This is a genomic window from Lentzea sp. NPDC058436 (genome assembly GCF_042721515.1).
GTDB lineage: Bacteria > Actinomycetota > Actinomycetes > Mycobacteriales > Pseudonocardiaceae > Lentzea.
This window is the reverse complement of record NZ_JBHXLF010000001.1, coordinates 1,662,423-1,677,516: the sequence shown is the minus strand read 5'-3', so window position 1 is coordinate 1,677,516 and position 15,094 is coordinate 1,662,423. Positions and strand designations below refer to the sequence as shown.

Below are 15,094 nucleotides of genomic sequence, written 5' to 3'. Positions count from 1 at the left end.
CACAATTCGTCTCCACGGTGTGAGCCGCCCCACAACCGTGACACGAATCAGTTCCTTTGGAGGCAAGCGTGTCCCGAAGTCAAGGCCTGCGACGAGCCGCCGCGCTCGGCACCGCGGGCGCACTCGCCGCGGCGGGCATCGCCGTGCTGGTGAACGTGGCCGGCGCGGCGCCGGGGGCGGGTGCGCTGACCGGTCTGGACACCTCGGCGGGCAACCGCCGGGCGCCCGTCAGCGGGTTGTACGACTGGAGCAGGACCGGATATCGGGGCGGTCAGAACCTGCCCGGCGCGGGGGAGGTCAACCCCGCCGCGGCCTGTCAGATCACCGCGGCCGAGCTCGCGAGCCAGTTCAACGTCAGGCCGAACGACGGACAGGACGACTCGGCCGGTCTGCAGGCCGCGATCGACTCGATCAAGTCGACCTGTTCGCCCACGGCGAGCTACACGAAACTGAGCCTGATCACGCTGCCCGCCGGCGAGTTGGCCGTGTCGCGCGAACTGCACGTGGACGCCGACCACCTGATCATCCGCGGCGCCGGCAAGGACGCCACGAAGATCACCTACCGGCCCGACGCGAACACCCTCTACGACGCGCTCACGCCCGACGGTTCCGACTGGGACGAGGACGGCATGACCTCGGGCGCGGGCAAGGGCGGCTGGCTGTGGCCGGGCCGAGGCCTGTTCCGGGTCCAGTCGCGCGGGGTCGACCCGAGCTACGCGAGCGACCACGCGGCGGCGCCGGAGAACCGCAAGGACATCTTCGAGGGCACGGTGAACGTGCACTGGAAGGTCGGCGCGAAGGTGGCCGCCGCCGCGAGGACCGGTGACCGCACGGTCAGCGTGCAGTCGGCGTCCAGGATCAAGGCGGGCATGTTCGTCAACGTCCGCGCGGCCAACTCGGTCAAGTTCTACGAGCAGCAGCAGGCGACCGGCACGCCGTACCCGATGCTGAACATGCACATGCGGCAGCAGATCTTCACCGTCACCTCGGTCTCCGGGAACGTGGTGACGCTCGACAGGCCGCTGGAGTTCGACGTCCCCGTCAACTCCACTTCGGACGGTTCGGCGCCGATCGACGGCACGCCGTACGACTCCAAGGTGTCGCCGCTGGTCGACCCGGTCGAGGGCGTCGGTTTCGAGGACTTCGGCTTCATGCAGGCGATGCCGGGCCTGAACCAGGCCGACTCCGTGAACAACTACGGCAACATGGCGCCCGCCGCCGAGATGCACGGCATCGTCTTCAAGTGGGCGGCCAACTCGTGGGTCCGCGGCGTCCGCGCCGACATGACCGGGTCGCACCCGATCGTCACCGAGGAGGCCAAGAACCTCCAGATCGTGAACAACGAGCTGGACGGTTCGTGGAACAAGGGCAAGGGCGGCAACGGCTACTTCCGCGGCTCCCGCGTGTGGGACTCGCTCTACGCCGGCAACACCTCCCGCAACCTGCGGCACTTCACGTTCCAGTGGTCCGCCTCGGGCAACGTCGTGATCGGCAACGACTTCGACTCCGACCTGAACCTGCACGGCGGCTGGGAGCGCAACAACCTCTTCGAGCTCAACACCGTCCGGGTGCCCTACGCGCACCGCTCCGCCAACTGCCGCGCCAACTGCGGCGAGGAGGGCGGCGGCGGTCCCGACAACTCCAACTGGTTCCCGATCTGGTGGGGCGCCGGCAAGAAGGCGATCAAGTGGTCCGGCGCGTCCGGCCCCCGCAACGTCTTCTTCAACAACACCATGACCAAGCAGACCGCGACCGGCGGCCCGTTCACCGACTTCTACGCCGACCGCACGCGGATCTACCAGTTCGGCTGGAACGGCACGGGCTACCAGCACCTCGATGTCGGCGGCACGCCCATCACCGACTGGGCCTCGAACGAGCAGCGCGACTTCACCGGCGGCCACGGCGTGGACGCGACGAGGACCGACCCGTCCGCGTCCCTGTTCCTCATCTCGATCAACGGCACCCCGCCGACCAGCACCACTACGTCCACCACCACCACCACCACCACCACTCCGCCGCCGGGCTCGTGCCTCACCGCCGCGATCACCCAGACCTCGGTGTGGAACGGCGGCTACGGCGCGGACGTGACCCTGACCAACGCCTGCGCCACCGCGACGACGTCGTGGACGGTCGAGTTCGACCTGCCGTCCGGCACGAAGGTCAGCAGCTCCTGGAGTTCGGTGCGGACCAGCACCGGCCAGCACCACAAGTTCACGAACGCGGGCTTCAACGGCGCGATCAAACCCGGCGCCACCACGAAGTTCGGGTTCAACGCCTCGGGCGCCGGCCTGCCCACCGGCTGCACGCTCAACGGCAACCCCTGCGGAGGCACCCGATGAAGACACGAGCACTCGCCGTGGGAGCCGCGACCGTCGCGGCACTGCTCAGCGGCGCACCCGCCCAAGCCGCCCCGGTGCTGAAGGCCGCGGTCACCCAGACCTCCGTGTGGAACGGCGGCTATGGCGCGGACGTGACGATCACCAACTCCGGTGACACCGCGAGCACGTCGTGGACGATCGAGTTCGACCTGCCGTCCGGCACCACGATCACCAGCTCGTGGAGTTCGGTGCGCACCAGCACCGGCCAGCACCACAAGTTCACCAACGCGGGCTTCAACGGCGCCGTCAAACCGGGCGCGAGCGTGAAGTTCGGCTTCAACGCCTCCGGCGGCAGCCTGCCCACGAACTGCACCATCAACGGCGCCCCGTGCGGCACCACCCCGCCCACCGACACCCAGGCGCCCACGGTGCCAACGGGTTTGAGGTCCACGGGCGTGACGCAGAGTTCGGTCGCGCTGTCCTGGACGGCCTCCACGGACAACGTCGGCGTCACCGGCTACGAGGTGCTGCAAGGCGGCGCGGTCACCACGACCACCACCGGCACGTCGGCCACGATCAGCGGCCTCTCCGCAGCCACCGCGTACTCGTTCTCCGTGCGCGCCAAGGACGCGGCGGGCAACACCTCGGCCGCGAGCACGCCGGTGAGCGCCACGACCAGCCCCGGCAGCGGCGGCGGCACCACCGTCGACGTCTCCACCGCCGCCCAGCTCCAGGCGGCACTGGCCGCGGCCACGCCCGGCCAGACGATCAGGCTCGCCGCGGGCACCTACCGCGGCTCGTTCGTCGTCAACGCCCGCGCGGGCACCGCGTCCCAGCCCATCACCCTGACCGGCCCGCGCACGGCCGTGATCATCAACGACGGCCCGTCCGGTGAGGCCCCGTCCTGCCCCGCGCCCACCGCGGGCTGGGACTCCGGCTACGGCCTGTGGGTCTTCGACTCGCCGCACTGGAACCTCACCGGGTTCACCGTGCAGGAGTCGAAGAAGGGCATCGTCCTCGACAACTCGCACCACACCACGATCGACTCGGTGTCGGTGCACCACCTCGACGAGGAGGCAGTCCACTTCCGGCGCTCGTCGGCCGACAGCGTCATCCGCAACTCGGTGATCACCGACACCGGCCTCGTGCAGCCCGGCTACGGCGAGGGCGTCTACCTCGGCTCCGCCAACTCCAACTGGGCCTGCCACGGCAACAACGGCGGCATCGACCGCAGCGACCGGATCCAGGTGCTGGGCAACAGGATCGGCCCGAACGTCGCCGCCGAGGCGATCGACGTCAAGGAGGGCACCTACGACGGCGTGATCCGCGGCAACACGTTCGACGGCCAGGGCATCACCGGCCAGAACTCGGCCGACTCGTGGGTCGACGTCAAGGGCATCGGCTACCTGATCGAGGACAACACCGGCACGTTCCGCAGCCCCGGCACGTTCGCCAACGGCTACGAGACCCACAACACCAGCACCACCCCGGCCCTGCCCAACGGGTGCGGCAACACGTGGCGCGGCAACCGTTCCGACCTCGGCGGCGTGGGCCAGTACGCCATCAACGTCACCTCGGTGTCGAAGTGCTCGGCGCTGCCCAACGTCGTGTACGCGTCGAACACCGTGACCGGGGCGGTGAAGGGGCTGACCAACGCACCCGTGACGCCGTAACGCTCCTAAGTGGACCGCGCCCGGTGACGGCTACCGGGCGCGGGCGGCGCGCTGCGACAGCGCGGCGAACGCGTCCCGCAGCTCCTGCGGCCCGACCACCTCGACGTCCGCGTCGAACCGCAGGAGGTTCGCCGCGAGCGCGGCCCACGACCACGCGCCCGCCACGTACCGGGTCCGTCCAGGACCGGCCTCCGAGGCGGTCCCACCGCCGGCGAACGGCGCCACCTCGGTGAGCGGCAGGTCGAGGACCACCTCTCCCCGGCACGGCCACGCGTTGGTGTCCGAACCCTTGAACCGCGCGGCCAGGAACTCCGCCACGTCACAGCCCGGCACCTCGCGCGGCGTGAACCGCGGCCCGTTCGGCACGCGCAACGTCATGCGGTCCGCGCGGTACGTCCGCCAGTCCTCGCGTTCCGCACTCCACCCGACGAGGTACCAGCGACCCGACCGGACCACGAGGTGGTGCGGCTGCACCCGGCGCGGCGGCCCGGCGGACTCCGGGCGGCCGGGGGAGGCGTAGTCGAACCGCAGCTCCTCGCACGCGCGGATGGCACCACTGAGCGCGAGCAGCACCTCGGTGTCGACCTGCGTGCCGCGTCCGGCCGACTCGATCTCCAGCGAGTCGATGCGCTGACGCAGCCGTGACGGCATGACCTGCCGCACCGTCGTCAGCGCCCGCGCCGCGGCCTCCTCGATGCCCGCGCCCGTGCCGACGGCGATCTTCAGCGCGACGGCGAGCGCGACCGCCTGCTCCTCGTCGAACAGCAGGGGCGGCATCTGGCTGCCCGCTTCGAGCCGGTAGCCGCCGTCGGGGCCCTTGACCGCGTGGACGAGGTAGCCGAGCTCGCGCAACCGGTCGACGTCGCGGCGCACGGTGCGTTCGCTGACGCCCAGCCGTTCGGCCAGCGTCAGGCCCGGCCAGTCGCGCCGGACCTGGAGCAGGGACAGCAGCGACAGCAGGCGGCCTGACGTGGTCGTGGAAGTCGCGATCGGCATGTTCTCAGCTTCGCACAAGTAGCGGACGTTCCCTGTCCGGTACTGCTGACAAAGTCTCTCCCATGGCACTCAACGCAACTGCACACCTGAACTTCCGCGGCCAGGCCCGGGAGGCGCTCGAGTTCTACCGCTCCGTCTTCGGCGGACAGATCAACGTCGTCACCTACGCCGACTTCGGCATGCCCGCCGAGGTTCCCGGCGCCAAGAACGTCGTGTTCGGCGAGGTCGTGGCCGACAACGGGTTCCGCGTCCTCGCCTACGACGTGCCCGGCGCGAACGAGCCGGTCGCGTCCGGCGAGCCCACGACCCGCCGCGAGAACGGCACCACGATCACGAAGGAGCCGTTCTTCCTGTCGGTGGGCGGAGCCTCGGTCGACGAGGTCCAGCCGATCTGGGACGGCCTGTCCGACGGCGCGTCCGTGATCGAGGAGTTCGGCCCCTCGCAGTGGGCGGCCGGGTTCGGGATGCTCGCCGACAGGTTCGGCGTGACCTGGATCGTCCAGGCCTGAGTCACGGCCTGAAGGCGCGGCGCACCGCGTCCGCGAGTGCCCGGCGCCGGCGCTCGTGGGCGGTGTCGTCGTCAGCCGCGGTCGCGGTGAAGAAGAGGCTGGCGGGGGACCAGGTGAGGGCGAGCATGGACACCATCGCGAGGACGTCACCCGGTTCCAGCGCCGGATCGATCCGCCCGGCCCGCTGCTCGTCCGCGATCGCCGCCAGCTTGCGTTCCGTCGCCTCGGGCATCGACGTGACGAGAACGCCGGCGGGGATCCGTTCCAGCCGGGCCCAGGTCGCGAGCCGCACCAGGTTCGGCCTGGTCAGGCAGGAGTCGTAGAGGGCGAGGGCGTAGCCGGGCAGGTCGTCGGCGGTGAACGGCACGACGGTGACGAGCTCGTCGGCGTGCGTCTGGAACACCGTGTCGAACAGGCGGTCCTTGTCGCCGAAGTAGGCGTAGAGCTGCGCCTTGTTCGCCTTGGCGTTGGCCGAGATGCGGTCGACCCTGGCGCCCGCGATGCCGTACGTGGCGAACTCCTCGGCGGCCGCGTCGAGCAGCCGCTGCCTGGTGGCTTTGCCGTCGTTCATGACGACCATAGTAACTAACTCGTTGGTTTGCGCTATCTGTCACCTCATGCTTACCTGGAGGAGTAACTAACTAGTTTCTTTTAGTCGAGGGGACGTGATCGACGTGCGGGTTCAGGCATACGCGGCACACGAGGCCGGGGGACCGTTGCGGCCGTACGAGTACGACAGCGGGCCGTTGGGCGCGAACGAGGTCGACGTCCGGGTCACGCACGGCGGCATCTGCCACACCGACATCGGCCTGCTCGACGACGAGTTCGGCATCTCCCGCTTCCCGGTGGTCGCGGGCCACGAGGCGATCGGTGTCGTCGAGGCCGTGGGGAATGCGGTCGAGGGCCTGTCCGTCGGCCGGCGCGTCGGCGTCGGGGCCATCGCCGGCTCCTGCTTCCACTGCGAGTGGTGCCTGCGCGGCGAGACCAACCTCTGCCCGGCCAGGGACGACACCGTGATGCGCGGCGACCGCGGTGCGTTCGCCGGTCACGTGCGGGCGAGCGACTGGCGGCACGTGCACCCGATCCCCGACGCGATCCCGTCGGCGCAGGCGGCACCGCTGCTGTGCGCGGGCACCACGGTGTTCTCGCCGCTCCTGGTCAACGGCGTCCGGCCCACCGACCGCGTCGCCGTCGTCGGCATCGGCGGCCTGGGCCACCTCGCGATCCAGTTCCTGGCCGCGTGGGGCTGCGACGTCACCGCGATCTCGACCACGCCCGCCAAGAAGGCCGACGCCGAACGCTTCGGAGCCTCCGGCTTCATCGCGTCCGGTGAGGAAGGAGCACTGCGGGCGGCGGCCGGTTCGTTCGACTTCGTCCTGTGCACGGTCTCCGCGAACCTGCCGTGGGACGACTACGTCGGCCTGCTGCGGCCGCAGGGCACGTTGTGCGTCGTCGGTGTGCCCGAGCAGCCCATCGCCCTGTCTCCGATGAGCCTGCTGCCCGCCGCCAAGCGGGTCGTCGGCGGCATCGTCGGGTCCGCCGCGCACACCCGGCAGATGCTGGACTTCGCCGCACGGCACGACATCCGGCCGGTGGTGGAGACGTTCGGGGTCGCGGAGTTCGAGAAGGCGCTCGGCCGCGTCCGCGAGGGAAGCACGCGGTACCGGGCCGTGGTCGAGTTCGCGTGATCAGCGCCGGGCGGCCACCCATCCCTCGACGCCGTCCAGGAACCGGTCCACACCGAAGCTGAGCTCGAACGGCAGGGAGTCGTCCGCGGGTGCGGGGGCGGCGGCCTCCGCGGCGTGGACGGCCGTCAGCGCCGGGTAGTCCTCGGGGTCGACGAGCTCGGTGACGACCCTGGCGAGACCGGCGTGCGGGAGTCCGTTGCCGCCCTTGGCCTCGGCGGCCATGTTCATGCTGATCTGCGCCGTGCCGCGGACGACCGCTGTCAGGTGCAGGGCCGCCGCACGGGCCTCACCGCCGGCCAGACCCGCCGCCAGCAACGGGCGCAGCAGGCGGTCCAGCCACGCGAGCTGGTTGGGGCCGACGGGCGCGTGGTCGAGCGGGACGCGCAGCATCCAGGGCCTGCTGTGGAAGCCGGCCCACAGCGCGCCGACCCACTGGCGCACCGCCCGGCGGAAGTCCGCGGTGTCGCCGAGGTCCGGGGGAGCGCCGGCGCCGACGTCCGCCGCCACCTCCAGCAGCAGGTCCTTGCTCGGGACGTGGTTGTAGAGCGACATCGTCGAGTAGCCGAGCTCGGTGGCGACCCGCTGCATCGACAGCGCCTCCAGCCCGTCGGCGTCCGCGACCCGGACCGCGGCCTGCGCGATCAGCTCCACGCTGAGCCGGGACCGGGGGCCGCGCCGGCCACGGGTGCGGCCCGACCAGAGCAGCGTGAGGCTGCGCTCCAGGTCAGGGCCCTTGCTGTCACGTGTCGTCATCCGCCCATCCCGTTCGGTCGTCGGGTGCCATCCTAAAACTATGTACGACATACGTTTCTATGTATGGTGTACATAGTTTTGGTCCCCACCTGAACGGACTGCGATGAACTCGAACGCGACACCCACCCGCCAGAACGTCGTCTGGTGGCGGCGACCCTGGATCGTGCCGCTGATGCTGGTGGTCGCGGCGTTCCTGGCGTTCTCCGTGCCGCCCTACCTGACGTTCGACCCCGCCCGCTCCCGGCTGGAACCGCCGGAGGGCAACGACCTCTACTACCCGCTGCTGGTGGCGCACGTGCTCTTCGGCGCGGTCGCGATGGCCACCGCCTGCTTCCAGGTCTGGCCGGCGTTCCGCGCGCGTCACCGGGTGGGACACCGGATCACCGGGCGGATCTACGTCTACGCAGGGGCGCTGCCCGCGGGTGTGCTCGGCCTCTACATCGGCTGGCACACCGCTGCCGGCCCGTCGGTGCTGGTGGCCAACCTCGCCGGGTCGGCGCTGTGGCTCGTCGTCACGGTCATCGGACTGCGCATGGCGCTGAAGCGGCGCTACGACGAGCACCGCCGGTGGATGTCCCGCAGCTTCGCGCTCGCGATGTCGATCGCGTTGAGCCGCGTCATCAACGTCCCGGCCGTGATCGTGCTGACGCCGCGGGTCGACTCGGCGTTCGGGGGCAGCGAGGAGCTCATGCGCAACACGGCGACGAGCATCGGAGTCTGGCTGAGCCCACTGCTCCTGCTGCTGCTCACGGACTGGATTCTGGAGCGGCGCAGGCCCCGCCGCCCGGCTCGTGAGCGGAGTGCCCACGAGCCGGCCGGTCGTCAGCAGTGGTCGAACGCGTAGTCCGAGTCGCCGGGCCCGACGAGGTAGCGGTCGCGCAACGTGGTGGTGGCAGGGGTGTCCGGGTCGTTGCACACGTCCTCGAACGTGCCGCGCAGGTCATCGGTGTACTCGATGTCCATCACGCGTGAGCCGTACACGTCGGAGTACGACGCGCACTCCTCCCACCGGTGGCACTCCTCGGAGACCGCGAAGTCGAAGCCGACCTCGGAGCGTCCGCGCGCGGCCTGCTCCGCCGAGTTCTTCTGGCCGATCGCGAGGCCCCGGTTGTGGGTGCGGTCGGCGAGCAGCTTGGCGTAGGCCAGGTTGTTGCCGACCGTCAGCTTGCCCTTGGACCGCAGGTAGGAGTCGAGGTTGTCCACCTCGACGGCCTTGAAGCCCTTGTTCGCGCACGTGTCGATCGTCGCGCCGATGATCCCGGCGAGCTCGGTGCGCTTGGCCGACGTCGAGGTGTCGAGCAGGAACTCGTCCGGCCAGTTCGGGTCGATGATCGGGTTGCCGCGCGAGTCCTTGAGGATCAGGTGCCCGCGCTGGTTCAGCCAGACGTTCCGGTCACCGGGCTGGGTCTGGAAACCGTTGACGTAACAGATGTTGTAGATGCCGGGCGCCGGTGTCGCGGTGGCGTCGCGGGTCACGAGGTTCACGCCCCGCGGCGGCGTGTAGGCCGCGCCGAGCTGGTAGTCGAGGACGGCACCGGCCGGTGGCAGCTCCACCGCCGCCGCGGAGATGCCCTCCGCCGAGCTGGCCGAGGTCAGGGGTCCGGCCACGCAGGCCGCCAACGCCAGTGCGGCGAGTGCGGAGCCGGTGAGGGCGCGTGCAGGGGACTTCATAGGCGCCTGTCTCCTTGATCGATCAGAAGTGGTGATCGGGTCTGAGCGACAGTAGCGAGAAGCGGACGAAGTGACCAGCAAGCAATCTCATTCGGTCAGAATGCTTGCTTGTTTGAGCGATTCGCGCTTAGTGTTCGCGACCACACAGCCGGGACCCACCACGCGAGGGAGTCGACATGGCGCACGGCAGAGGGCTGAGTCGCCGCACGGTGCTGATGATGGGCGCCACGCTCGTCATGACGGCCGCCTGCGGATCGGGCTCCGGCGGCGACGGCAAGGTCAAGGTGTGGCACGGCTACACCGACAAGGAGGCCGCCGCGCTCGACAAGCTCGTCGCGCGCTGGAACTCGACGCATCCCGAGCAGCAGGTCGAGGCGGTGTTCAACGGTGGCAACGACAACGTGCTGCAGAAGACGCTGGCCTCGTTCGCGTCCGGCAACCCGCCCGAGGTCGCCTACCAGTACGGCTCCTCGCTCACCGGCCTCATCGACCGCCCGCAGACCCAGGACCTCACCGACCTGCTGCGCGGCGACTCGGCGTTCGACTGGGACGACCTCTTCCCGGCCGGACGCGAGGCCGCGACGGTCAACGGCAAGATCTACGGCGTCCCCGCGCTCGTCGACAACCTCTCCCTCGTCTACAACAAGAAGCTGTTCGACGAAGCCAAGATCGCGCCCCCGACCGAGCAGTGGACCTGGGACGACTTCCGCTCCGCCGCGCAGAAGCTCACCGCCGACGGACGCTTCGGCTGGGCCTACGTCAACGACGGCACCGAGGACACGGTCTGGCGCTTCCTCGCCCTGCTCTGGCAGGCGGGCGGCGATCTGCTCGCCGCGGACGGCAAGAAGGCGGCGTTCAACTCCGACGCGGGCCGCCAGGCCATGGGGTTGTTGCGGGACATGGCCGTCACGGACAAGTCGGTGTACCTGGACGCGGGCGACCAGCAGTACCTCAACCTCTTCAACTCCGGCCGCATCGGCATGCTCTGGACCGGCCCGTGGGACCTCGGCGCCATCAACGAGGACGTGTCCTACGGCGTGCAGATCCTGCCCGGCAAGGTCAACCACGCCACGATCGCGGGCCCGGACACGTTCGTCGTCTTCGGGGAGAACGGCCGCAAGAACGCGCTGCCGTTCCTGAAGTGGCTGCTCTCCGCCGAGATCCACCTGGAGTTCGCGATGGAGACCGGGCACCTGCCGATCCGGCAGTCCGAAGTGGACCTCGCGGGCTACGCCGAGTTCGAGGTCAAGTACCCCGGCACCAAGGTGTTCGTCGACAACCTCGCGAAGAACGTCACCAAGGCGCGGCCGAACATCCCGCAGTACCCCAAGATCTCGCAGATCCTCGGCACCGCCGTGCAGTCCGTCCTGCTCGGCCAGGCCGAACCGCAGGCGGCCCTCGACCAGGCGACCGCCGAGGTCGACCAGGAGCTGGCGGCCTCGTGACGGCGGAGGTCGGGGGGCGTTCGGGAGTGGACCGGCGCAAGCTGGAGGACCACCTCGCCGGGTGGGGTTTCGCCGCGCCCGCGGTGATTCTCATCGGCGTGTTCGGCCTCGTCCCGGTGGTGTGGTCGTTCGTGCTGTCGTTCCAGCACACCGACCTCACCTCGCCCGGCACGTTCGCGGGCGGCGACAACTACGCCAAGCTCGTCGCCGACCCGCTGTTCTGGGACGCGGCCAGGCGCACCCTCGTCTACGTCGTGCTGTTCGTGCCGGTCACGCTCGCGCTCGCGCTGCCGATCGCGGTGATGCTCAACCAGAAGATCCGCGGCGTCGTGTTCTACCGGCTCGCCGTGTCCGTGCCGCTGGTGACCTCGACCGTCGCGACCGGCATCATGTTCAGCTGGCTCGCGAACCCGCAGTTCGGCCTGGTCAACGCCGCGCTCGACGCCGTCGGCCTGCCCAAGCAGGGGTTCTTCTCCGATCCCGGCCAGGCGCTGTTCGCCGTCGTGGCGATGACGGTGTGGGGCTGGCTCGGCTTCGCGGTCATCATCTACCTGGCAGCGCTGCAGAACGTGCCGAAGGACCTGATCGAAGCGTCCTCTCTGGACGGTTGCGGCCGCGCCAGGTCGTTCTGGCACGTCGAACTGCCGCTGGTCGCGCCCGCCACGGGCTTCCTGCTGGTGTGGCTCACGATCAACGGCCTGCAGCTCTTCGACGCGGTGTACGTGACGACCAAGGGCGGCCCGCTGCGCGCGACCACCGTGCTCGTCTACCACCTCTACAACGAGGCGTTCGTCAGCTTCGACGGCGGGTACGCGGCGGCGATCGGCTGCGCGGTGTTCCTGGTGATCGGCGCGTTCACGCTCGTCCAGCTGCGGTTCAACCGCCGCACGTCCCACTACGAGGTCCGATGAGAAGGCCCAGCGCGCTGCACCTGATCCTCCTGCCGCTCTCGGCCGTCATGGTGACGCCGCTGGTGTGGATGCTGCTCGTGTCGATCTCCACGCGGGAGGAGTCGCGGCGGTTCCCGCCCGGCCTGCCCAGCGGGTTCGAGTGGGAGAACTACGCGGCGGCGATGAACGACGCGCCCCTCGGTTCGTGGCTCGGCAACAGCCTGGTGGTGTCCGTCGTCTGCGTTGCCGGCAACCTGCTGCTCTGCTCGCTGGCCGGGTACGCGTTCGCGCGCATCCCGTTCATCGGCGGCAAGGTGGCGTTCGTGCTGATGCTCGCGACGCTGATGGTGCCGTTCCAGATCGTCATGCTGCCGCTGCTGATCATGATGAGGTCGCTCGGGCTGGTCGACACGCTCGGCGCGTTGATCGCCCCCAACCTCGCCACCGCGTTCGGCGTGTTCCTGATGCGGCAGTTCTTCACGACGCTGCCGAGGGAGCTGGAGGAGGCCGCGCGGATCGACGGGGCGAGCAGGCTGCGGACGTTGCTCCAGGTGTTGCTGCCCCTGATGCGGCCGACGCTCGCGACCCTGGCCGTGCTGACGTTCCTGCAGACCTGGAACGACTTCCTGTGGCCGCTCATCGCCGTCCAGAGCCCGGAGGTGATGACCGTCCAGCTGGGACTGCAGAGCTTCCAGGGCGCGCACACCACGAACTGGCCGAAGCTCATGGCCGGCACCGTGCTCAGCCAGTTGCCCGTCCTGCTCGTCTTCTTCTTCGCCCAGCGGTTCTTCGTGCGGTCGGTGGCCGCGGCGGGCATCAAGTGACCGATCGACCGGAGGATTCCGCCATGCACATCAGGTCCGCCGCACAGCACACCGCAGCGGAGATCGCGACCCAGCCCGGCTGCTGGCGCCGAGCCGTCGCGCTCGCCGCCGCCCCGGACGTCGTCGTAGCCCTGCCCCGGCACGGCGAACGCGTCGCCGTCGTCGGCTGCGGCACGTCGTTGTTCATGGCCCAGGCCTACGCCCGGCTGCGCGAGGACGCGGGCCACGGCGAGACCGACGCGTTCGCCGCGTCCGAGTTCCCGTTCGGCCGCACCTACGACCGCGTCGTGGCACTGACCCGCTCCGGTACGACGACCGAGGTCATCGACGTGGTGCGGCGGCTGACCGTCCCGACTACAGCGATCGTCGGCACCCCCGGCACCCCGGTGACCGCACTGGCCGACCAGGTGGTGGCGCTGGAGTTCGCCGACGAACGCTCGGTCGTCCAGACCCGGTTCGCGACCACCGCGCTCGTCCTGCTGCGCACCCACCTCGGCGAAAGCCTGGAGCGCGCGATCCTCGACGCCGAACAGGCCCTCGCCGAACCGGTGCCCGCGGACCTGGTGCAGCGCGACCAGTTCACGTTCCTCGGCGGCGCGCCCTGGACCACCGGCCTGGCCGCCGAGGCCGCGCTCAAGATGCGCGAGGCGTCGCTGAGCTGGACCGAGTCCTACCCGGCCGCCGAGTACCGGCACGGACCGATCGCGATCACCGACGAGGGCTCGCTGGTGTGGGTGTTCGGCCCGGCGCCCGAGGGCCTCGACTCCGACGTCGCCGCGACCGGCGGCAGGTGGCTCGCCCGCGACCGCGACCCGCTCGCGGAGCTCGTGTCCGTGCACCGGCTGGCCGTGGAGGTGGCGCTGCTGCGGGGACTCGACCCCGACACGCCGCGCAACCTGAGCCGGTCGGTGATCCTCGACGGCACGCCGTGAAGGAGCCGACGGTGGCGCTTGCCCGCTGCCCGGCGTTCGCCTGCCACCCGACTTTCGCACTGGAAGGCTGATCAATGTTCACCATCGCGTTCGTGGGCGCGGGTTCCGTAGAGTTCACCCGCCAGCTGCTCCGCGACGTCCTGTCGTTCCCCGAGCTCGCCGACTGCGCGATCTCGTTGCACGACATCGATCCCGAACGGCTGGAGGTGGCCGCCGGACTGGCCCGCCTGGCCGCGGGCTCCACCGGTGCCCGGATCCGCACCTCGCTCTCGCGCCGCGAGGCGCTGGAGGGCGCGGACGTCGTCGTCAACATGGTTGCGATCGGCGGTCACGCGGCGACGATGCGGGACTTCGACGTGCCGGAGTCGTTCGGGCTGCGGCAGACCATCGGCGACACGCTCGGCATCGGCGGGATCTTCCGCGGCTTGCGCACGTTCCCGTTCCTCGACGGGCTCGCCGCCGACATGCTCGCCGTGTGCCCGGACGCGTGGTTGCTGAACTACACCAACCCGATGGCGATGAACATCCAGTACCTCGCGACCGTGGCGCCGCGGCTGAAGGCCGTCGGGCTGTGCCACTCGGTGTACTGGACGATCCACGACCTGAGCGCGCTGGTAGGCGTCCCGCACGACGAGGTCGACTTCCTGTCGGCCGGCGTGAACCACCAGGCGTGGATCCTGCGGTGGCAGCACCAGGGCCGCGACCTGTACCCGGCGCTGGACGCCGCCATCGCCGCCGACCCCGGACTGGCGCGGCGGGTGCGCGTGGACCTGTACCGCCGGCTCGGCTTCTACCCGACGGAGACCAGCGAGCACTCCTCCGAGTACGTGCCGTGGTACCTGCGGCACGAGTCCGAAGTGGAGCGACTGCGGATCCCGGTCCGCGACTACGCGACGATCAGCGCCGAGAACGTGGCCACGTACGAGAAGACCCGCGACGCGCTCACCGCCGGTGAGCCCTTGCCGCCGCTGGCCGACGACGCCGTCGAGTACGCGCCGCAGGTGATCCACAGCCTGGTCACCGGTCGTCAGCGCACGATCCAGGTGAACGTCGCGAACCACGGCCTGATCTCCAACCTGCCCGAGGGCGCCGCCGTGGAGGTGCCCGCGACCCTCGACCGGCTCGGTGTGCACCCGCACCGCGTCGGCGCACTGCCCCGTCAGCTCGCGGCGGTCAACCGGAGCTTCCTCAACGTCGTCGAGCTGACCGTGGCCGCGGCCGTCGAGGGCGACCCGGCCCACGTCCGGCACGCCGCGCTGTGCGACCCGGCGACCGCGGCGGCCCTGACCGCCGGCCAGATCGACGACCTCGTGGCGGCCATGACGACGGCGCACGGCGACCTGCTGCCCGCGGCGCTGCGGAGGACATAACGAGCACACAACTTGCGTGATTCCC

Annotated in this window: 14 protein-coding genes; 10 read left to right on the top strand and 4 right to left on the bottom strand. The window is 70.2% G+C overall.

Annotated features, from left to right (window positions below):
* The first annotated feature begins 68 nt into the window (after positions 1-68).
* Positions 69-2,339, top strand: coding sequence for a cellulose binding domain-containing protein (locus tag ACFWN2_RS06865; RefSeq protein WP_382425369.1), 2,271 nt, complete (start codon positions 69-71; stop codon positions 2,337-2,339).
* A complete protein-coding gene (locus ACFWN2_RS06860) occupies positions 2,336-3,991 on the top strand; it encodes a cellulose binding domain-containing protein (protein ID WP_382425368.1) in 1,656 nt (551 codons plus the stop codon). The genes ACFWN2_RS06865 and ACFWN2_RS06860 overlap by 4 nt, the downstream gene beginning before the upstream one ends.
* A gap of 30 nt (positions 3,992-4,021) precedes the next feature.
* Here the strand turns inward: ACFWN2_RS06860 and ACFWN2_RS06855 are convergent, their stop codons facing one another.
* Complete coding sequence (locus ACFWN2_RS06855) at positions 4,022-4,987, bottom strand: helix-turn-helix transcriptional regulator (protein WP_382425367.1); 966 nt, start codon at positions 4,985-4,987, stop codon at positions 4,022-4,024.
* 62 nt (positions 4,988-5,049) lie between these two features.
* Between ACFWN2_RS06855 and ACFWN2_RS06850 the strand changes: the two genes are divergently transcribed.
* On the top strand, positions 5,050-5,496 hold the full coding sequence (locus ACFWN2_RS06850; protein ID WP_382425365.1) for a VOC family protein: 447 nt from the start codon (positions 5,050-5,052) through the stop codon (positions 5,494-5,496).
* A 1-nt stretch (position 5,497) separates the two neighbouring features.
* On the opposite strand, the gene ACFWN2_RS06845 is transcribed toward ACFWN2_RS06850, so the two are convergent.
* Positions 5,498-6,067: a TetR family transcriptional regulator gene (locus ACFWN2_RS06845; RefSeq protein WP_382425363.1), complete on the bottom strand. Its 570-nt coding sequence runs from the start codon at positions 6,065-6,067 to the stop codon at positions 5,498-5,500.
* 103 nt (positions 6,068-6,170) lie between these two features.
* Here ACFWN2_RS06845 and ACFWN2_RS06840 point away from each other — a divergent pair, with 103 nt between their 5' ends.
* Entirely contained in the window at positions 6,171-7,184 is a 1,014-nt protein-coding gene (locus ACFWN2_RS06840) for an NAD(P)-dependent alcohol dehydrogenase (RefSeq protein ID WP_382425361.1), read from the top strand.
* Here ACFWN2_RS06840 and ACFWN2_RS06835 read toward each other — a convergent pair whose 3' ends face one another.
* Positions 7,185-7,937 (bottom strand): TetR/AcrR family transcriptional regulator, encoded by a 753-nt coding sequence (locus ACFWN2_RS06835; protein WP_382425360.1) that lies wholly within the window; start codon positions 7,935-7,937, stop codon positions 7,185-7,187.
* A gap of 103 nt (positions 7,938-8,040) precedes the next feature.
* On the opposite strand from ACFWN2_RS06835, the gene ACFWN2_RS06830 reads away from it, so the two are divergent.
* A complete protein-coding gene (locus tag ACFWN2_RS06830) occupies positions 8,041-8,781 on the top strand; it encodes a DUF2306 domain-containing protein (RefSeq protein ID WP_382425358.1) in 741 nt (246 codons plus the stop codon).
* Here the strand turns inward: ACFWN2_RS06830 and ACFWN2_RS06825 are convergent.
* On the bottom strand, positions 8,760-9,608 hold the full coding sequence (locus ACFWN2_RS06825; RefSeq protein WP_382425356.1) for an endo alpha-1,4 polygalactosaminidase: 849 nt from the start codon (positions 9,606-9,608) through the stop codon (positions 8,760-8,762). The two genes, ACFWN2_RS06830 and ACFWN2_RS06825, sit on opposite strands and share 22 nt — an antisense overlap.
* 176 nt (positions 9,609-9,784) lie before the next feature.
* Here ACFWN2_RS06825 and ACFWN2_RS06820 point away from each other — a divergent pair, with 176 nt between their 5' ends.
* The 5 genes from ACFWN2_RS06820 (at position 9,785) to ACFWN2_RS06800 (ending at position 15,069) form a co-directional block, all read left to right on the top strand.
* The gene (locus ACFWN2_RS06820) at positions 9,785-11,053 is read left to right on the top strand and encodes an ABC transporter substrate-binding protein (RefSeq protein WP_382425354.1); all 1,269 of its coding nucleotides are present in this window, start codon (positions 9,785-9,787) and stop codon (positions 11,051-11,053) included.
* Positions 11,050-11,964 carry a carbohydrate ABC transporter permease gene (locus tag ACFWN2_RS06815; RefSeq protein WP_382425353.1) on the top strand — a complete coding sequence of 305 codons (915 nt, stop codon included), beginning with the start codon at positions 11,050-11,052 and terminating at the stop codon, positions 11,962-11,964. Before ACFWN2_RS06820 ends, ACFWN2_RS06815 begins: the two co-directional genes overlap by 4 nt.
* Complete coding sequence (locus ACFWN2_RS06810; protein WP_382425352.1) at positions 11,961-12,767, top strand: carbohydrate ABC transporter permease; 807 nt, start codon at positions 11,961-11,963, stop codon at positions 12,765-12,767. The genes ACFWN2_RS06815 and ACFWN2_RS06810 overlap by 4 nt, the downstream gene beginning before the upstream one ends.
* A 23-nt stretch (positions 12,768-12,790) precedes the next feature.
* Positions 12,791-13,699 carry an SIS domain-containing protein gene (locus ACFWN2_RS06805; protein WP_382425350.1) on the top strand — a complete coding sequence of 303 codons (909 nt, stop codon included), beginning with the start codon at positions 12,791-12,793 and terminating at the stop codon, positions 13,697-13,699.
* Positions 13,700-13,773: 74 nt separating this feature from the next.
* On the top strand, positions 13,774-15,069 hold the full coding sequence (locus ACFWN2_RS06800; protein WP_382425349.1) for an alpha-glucosidase/alpha-galactosidase: 1,296 nt from the start codon (positions 13,774-13,776) through the stop codon (positions 15,067-15,069).
* Positions 15,070-15,094: the final 25 nt, after the last annotated feature.

Bases quoted from the DNA above. Each gene is read 5' to 3' on its own strand.
- ACFWN2_RS06860 (WP_382425368.1), top strand. From the start codon at position 2,336: ATGAAGACACGAGCACTCGCCGTGGGAGCCGCGACCGTCGCGGCACTG.
- ACFWN2_RS06855 (WP_382425367.1), bottom strand. From the start codon at position 4,987: ATGCCGATCGCGACTTCCACGACCACGTCAGGCCGCCTGCTGTCGCTG.
- ACFWN2_RS06850 (WP_382425365.1), top strand. From the start codon at position 5,050: ATGGCACTCAACGCAACTGCACACCTGAACTTCCGCGGCCAGGCCCGG.
- ACFWN2_RS06845 (WP_382425363.1), bottom strand. From the start codon at position 6,067: ATGAACGACGGCAAAGCCACCAGGCAGCGGCTGCTCGACGCGGCCGCC.
- ACFWN2_RS06835 (WP_382425360.1), bottom strand. From the start codon at position 7,937: ATGACGACACGTGACAGCAAGGGCCCTGACCTGGAGCGCAGCCTCACG.
- ACFWN2_RS06830 (WP_382425358.1), top strand. From the start codon at position 8,041: ATGAACTCGAACGCGACACCCACCCGCCAGAACGTCGTCTGGTGGCGG.
- ACFWN2_RS06825 (WP_382425356.1), bottom strand. From the start codon at position 9,608: ATGAAGTCCCCTGCACGCGCCCTCACCGGCTCCGCACTCGCCGCACTG.
- ACFWN2_RS06820 (WP_382425354.1), top strand. From the start codon at position 9,785: ATGGCGCACGGCAGAGGGCTGAGTCGCCGCACGGTGCTGATGATGGGC.
- ACFWN2_RS06810 (WP_382425352.1), top strand. From the start codon at position 11,961: ATGAGAAGGCCCAGCGCGCTGCACCTGATCCTCCTGCCGCTCTCGGCC.
- ACFWN2_RS06805 (WP_382425350.1), top strand. From the start codon at position 12,791: ATGCACATCAGGTCCGCCGCACAGCACACCGCAGCGGAGATCGCGACC.
- ACFWN2_RS06800 (WP_382425349.1), top strand. From the start codon at position 13,774: ATGTTCACCATCGCGTTCGTGGGCGCGGGTTCCGTAGAGTTCACCCGC.